Origin of the sequence: Sphingobacterium cavernae, assembly GCF_008520265.1 — a bacterium.
GTDB lineage: Bacteria > Bacteroidota > Bacteroidia > Sphingobacteriales > Sphingobacteriaceae > Sphingobacterium > Sphingobacterium cavernae.
Map to the genome: position 1 here is coordinate 1 of NZ_VIQM01000095.1, position 3,676 is coordinate 3,676.

5 protein-coding genes and 1 pseudogene are annotated in these 3,676 nt (G+C 35.6%); 5 read left to right on the forward strand and 1 reads right to left on the reverse strand.

The annotated features are described in order from the left end of the window. Positions 1-129: 129 nt before the first annotated feature. The 4 genes from FLS47_RS16200 to nadD are packed head-to-tail and all read left to right on the forward strand — an operon-like array spanning position 130 to position 2,854. Positions 130-771, forward strand: coding sequence for a DedA family protein (locus FLS47_RS16200; protein ID WP_149915370.1), 642 nt, complete (start codon positions 130-132; stop codon positions 769-771). Positions 772-822: 51 nt separating this feature from the next. Then, the gene (locus tag FLS47_RS16205) at positions 823-1,698 is read left to right on the forward strand and encodes a YicC/YloC family endoribonuclease (RefSeq protein ID WP_149915371.1); all 876 of its coding nucleotides are present in this window, start codon (positions 823-825) and stop codon (positions 1,696-1,698) included. 5 nt (positions 1,699-1,703) lie between these two features. Continuing rightward, the gene (gmk, locus tag FLS47_RS16210) at positions 1,704-2,273 is read left to right on the forward strand and encodes a guanylate kinase (RefSeq protein ID WP_149915372.1); all 570 of its coding nucleotides are present in this window, start codon (positions 1,704-1,706) and stop codon (positions 2,271-2,273) included. Further along, positions 2,273-2,854 carry a nicotinate (nicotinamide) nucleotide adenylyltransferase gene (gene nadD, locus FLS47_RS16215; protein WP_149915373.1) on the forward strand — a complete coding sequence of 194 codons (582 nt, stop codon included), beginning with the start codon at positions 2,273-2,275 and terminating at the stop codon, positions 2,852-2,854. The genes gmk and nadD overlap by 1 nt, the downstream gene beginning before the upstream one ends. A 34-nt stretch (positions 2,855-2,888) precedes the next feature. On the opposite strand, the pseudogene FLS47_RS16220 reads toward nadD, so the two are convergent. Next, positions 2,889-3,083 (reverse strand): annotated as a pseudogene (locus tag FLS47_RS16220) (SDR family oxidoreductase); the annotation flags it as partial. Positions 3,084-3,162: 79 nt separating this feature from the next. Between FLS47_RS16220 and FLS47_RS16225 the strand changes: the two are divergent. Beyond that, positions 3,163-3,636 carry a hypothetical protein gene (locus FLS47_RS16225; RefSeq protein WP_149915374.1) on the forward strand — a complete coding sequence of 158 codons (474 nt, stop codon included), beginning with the start codon at positions 3,163-3,165 and terminating at the stop codon, positions 3,634-3,636. Positions 3,637-3,676: the final 40 nt, after the last annotated feature.

The following is a 3,676-nucleotide window of genomic DNA, read 5'->3' on the forward strand; positions in this document are numbered from 1 at the left end:
ATTAAAAATAATATCGTCAGGAACTGGCGATTACACGGGCGGAGACTCAAATAAGACTTTGGCAACAAAGCACAAGTCTGTGAAGCCCGAAGCCCATTTGTCTTTAGCAAATGGGTAGTTCACTACACTATGGAAATTATCAACAGCTTACTCGATTTTATACTTCATATTGATGTGCATTTGGTAAGTATTGTTAATGATTACCAATATTGGACATACTTAATATTGTTCTTGATCATCTTTGCTGAGACTGGTTTGGTTGTGACACCATTTCTACCTGGCGATTCTGTGTTATTTACGATGGGCGCATTACTAGCAAAACCAGAAACGGATTTGCAAATAATGATCATGTTGCTGTTGTTAATAGCTGCGGCTATTATTGGTGATTTTGTGAATTATGAAATCGGTAAGCACTTTGGCGGTCGTGTATTCAAAGAGAATGCTAAAGTATTCAAACCATCCTATTTAGAAAAGACGCAAAACTTCTATGCTAAGCATGGTAGCAAAACGATTATCTATGCACGATTTGTCCCCATTGTACGAACATTTGCTCCATTCGTGGCTGGTATCAGTAAAATGAGTTATAGTCACTTTGGCAAATACAATATTATCGGAGGAATTATTTGGGTTTCATTATTCCTTTTCGCTGGCTATTTCTTTGGTCAAATTGATTTTATTCAAAAGAACTTTTCAATAGTCGTATTAGCTATAATTGGAATTTCTTTAGTGCCACCAATTGTAGAATATTTTAGAGCTAAAAACTCTAGATAAAGCCTATTCTTAAATTATTTACTTTTAGTCATAGTTTTCCTACCTTTGCATATGATAAAATCAATGACTGGCTATGGTGTTGGCACGCAAGAGAATGCGAAGGTTAAATACACTGTCGAAATAAAATCACTTAATTCTAAATTTTTGGAGCTAAGTATACGTCTTCCCAAAGTCGTATCCGATAAAGAATTGACGCTTCGTGGCGAATGCAGTAAGCTTATCGAGCGTGGCAAAGTCAATGTTATGATTTCATCAGAATACGCCGATCAAACTGCAAAAGCGTCCTCGATCAATGCGGAATTACTCAAGAAGTATTACAATCAATTAAAAGATATTGCTTCGGAAGTAGGTGAAGAATCTTCTTCCCTATTTAGCTTGGCTCTTAATATGCCGGAGGTAATTTCGACGAATGATGATGAAGTGGATGAAGAAGAAGGCAAAGTGTTGTTGGACGCCTTTTATAATGCTGTAGCGAAATTCAATGCATTTCGTGCAGACGAAGGCAAAGTATTGAAAGGTGATTTGGAAAAACGTGTGCACCTAATCTTGGCTTATATGGCGGAGGTAGAATCTGTAGAAGGTGATCGTATTCCTTTGATTCGCGAACGTCTAAATCAATATATGGAAGATGCTATAGGTAAAGAGAATATTGATAAGAATAGATTCGAACAAGAGATTGTTTTTTATATCGATAAATTAGATATCACTGAAGAAAAAGTAAGGTTAAAAAGCCATTGTAATTACTTTATCAAGGCATTAAATTCGGAAGATTCTAATGGTAAAAAATTAGGTTTCATTTCACAAGAGATGGGTCGTGAGATTAATACATTGGGATCCAAAGCAAATAATGCGGACATACAGCAAATCGTAGTTCGTATGAAAGAAGAATTAGAAAAAATCAAAGAACAACTACTAAACGTACTATAAGAAACATGAGCGGAAAGCTAATCATCTTTTCGGCGCCTTCTGGGGCTGGTAAAACAACTATTGTAAGACATTTGCTGAGCAAGTATAGTGACAAGTTTGAGTTCTCTATTTCAGCCAGTACGCGTGCTCCTCGTGGCGAGGAAGTAGATGGTAAAGATTATTATTTCATATCTCAAGAAGAGTTTCTACACAAAGTAGCAAAGCAAGAGTTCATCGAATTTGAAGAGGTTTATGCGGGTACATATTATGGCACATTGCGTTCGGAAGTAGAACGTATTTGGGCTTTAGGCAAGCACGTAATCTTTGATATCGATGTGGTTGGAGGTTTACGCCTTCGTTCTAAATTTCCAGAACAAGCACTGGCTATTTTTGTTAATCCGCCTTCTTTGGAAGTTTTGAAAGAGCGTTTAGCAGGTAGAGGAACAGATTCGGAAGAGAAGTTGCAAGAGCGTTTTGCGAAGGCGGAACATGAATTAAGTTTTGCAGATAAATTTGATGTTATATTAAACAATTTTGAGCTAGAAGAAGCTAAAGCTGAGGCTGAAAAATTGGTGTTAGATTTTCTTTCTAAATAATGGCAAATAAGAAAATTGGTTTATTTTTTGGCTCGTTTAATCCTATACATATAGGGCACTTAATCATTGCCAATTATATGGCTAATTTTACCGAACTCGATGAAGTTTGGTTTGTAGTATCCCCACAAAATCCTTTCAAAGAGAAGAAGTCTTTGGGAAATATGTACGACAGACTAGAGATGGTCAATTTGGCTATTGAAGGTTTAGAAAAACTACGTGCAAGCAATATAGAGTTCAATTTACCGCAACCATCTTATACTATCGATACGCTGGTTTATTTGCAAGAGAAGTATCCGAATAATGATTTTGTCTTGATAATGGGAGAAGATAATCTTGCCGGTTTGCTAAAATGGAAAAATGCAGATATCATACTTCGTGATTATCACATCATCGTATATCCAAGACCTGGATATGATGGTGGAGACTTAAAAAATCATCCTTCGGTGACAATGACAGATACGCCCGTGATGGAATTGTCTTCAACATTCGTTCGCAAAGCGATTAAAGAAAATAAAAATATTAAGTTTTTTATACCGGATAAGGTGTTAGAATTTATCGACAAAAAGGGATTATATTTATAATAAGAAAGACTGAGCATGGGCTCAGTCTTTCTTATTATCTCCCCATCCAACCACCATCGACGGTTAGAATCGTGCCATGTACATAATCTGAAGCTTTAGAAGCCAAGAATACTGCTGGACCTTTAAAATCTTCAGGCTCACCCCATCTTCCTGCCGGAATACGACCTAGAATCGACGCTGAGCGTTCAGGGTCATCACGTAAAGCTTCTGTATTATCCTTATATACATGTATTTATAGAAATTGATTGAGGATATTTTTTGTATATTAGTATTTCTCGTGTATACCAATTATGAAAATATTATAAATTATGAAACATTTTTTTTACTTATTATTTACTGTTAATTTTTTATTCTTTTTTACAAAAATAAATGGACAAAGTTTTAATGTAACAGATCAAATAGAGCTTGGAAATATCGCAAGAAATGAAGAGGACCCAAAGTTGAGAAAAATTGCAATAAAAAAGATAACAGACCAAATCGAACTTGGAAATATCGCAAGAAATGAAGAGGACCCAAAGTTGAGAAAAATTGCAATAAAAAAGATAACAGACCAAATCGAACTTGGAAATATCGCAAGCAATGAAGAGGACCCAAAGTTGAGAAAAATTGCAATAAAAAAGATAACAGACCAAATCGAACTTGGAAATATCGCAAGCAATGAAGAGGATCCAAAGCTGAGAAAAATTGCAATTGATTGGGTATTTCGGAGGGATAGTGCCAGTGTTTTCGGTCAAACTGTGCCACTTTTAAGATGCTGCAATTATATCAAAAAAAACTTATAAACCTCTTATATTTTTCCTTTACGGAGAGAATTTCCTTCTA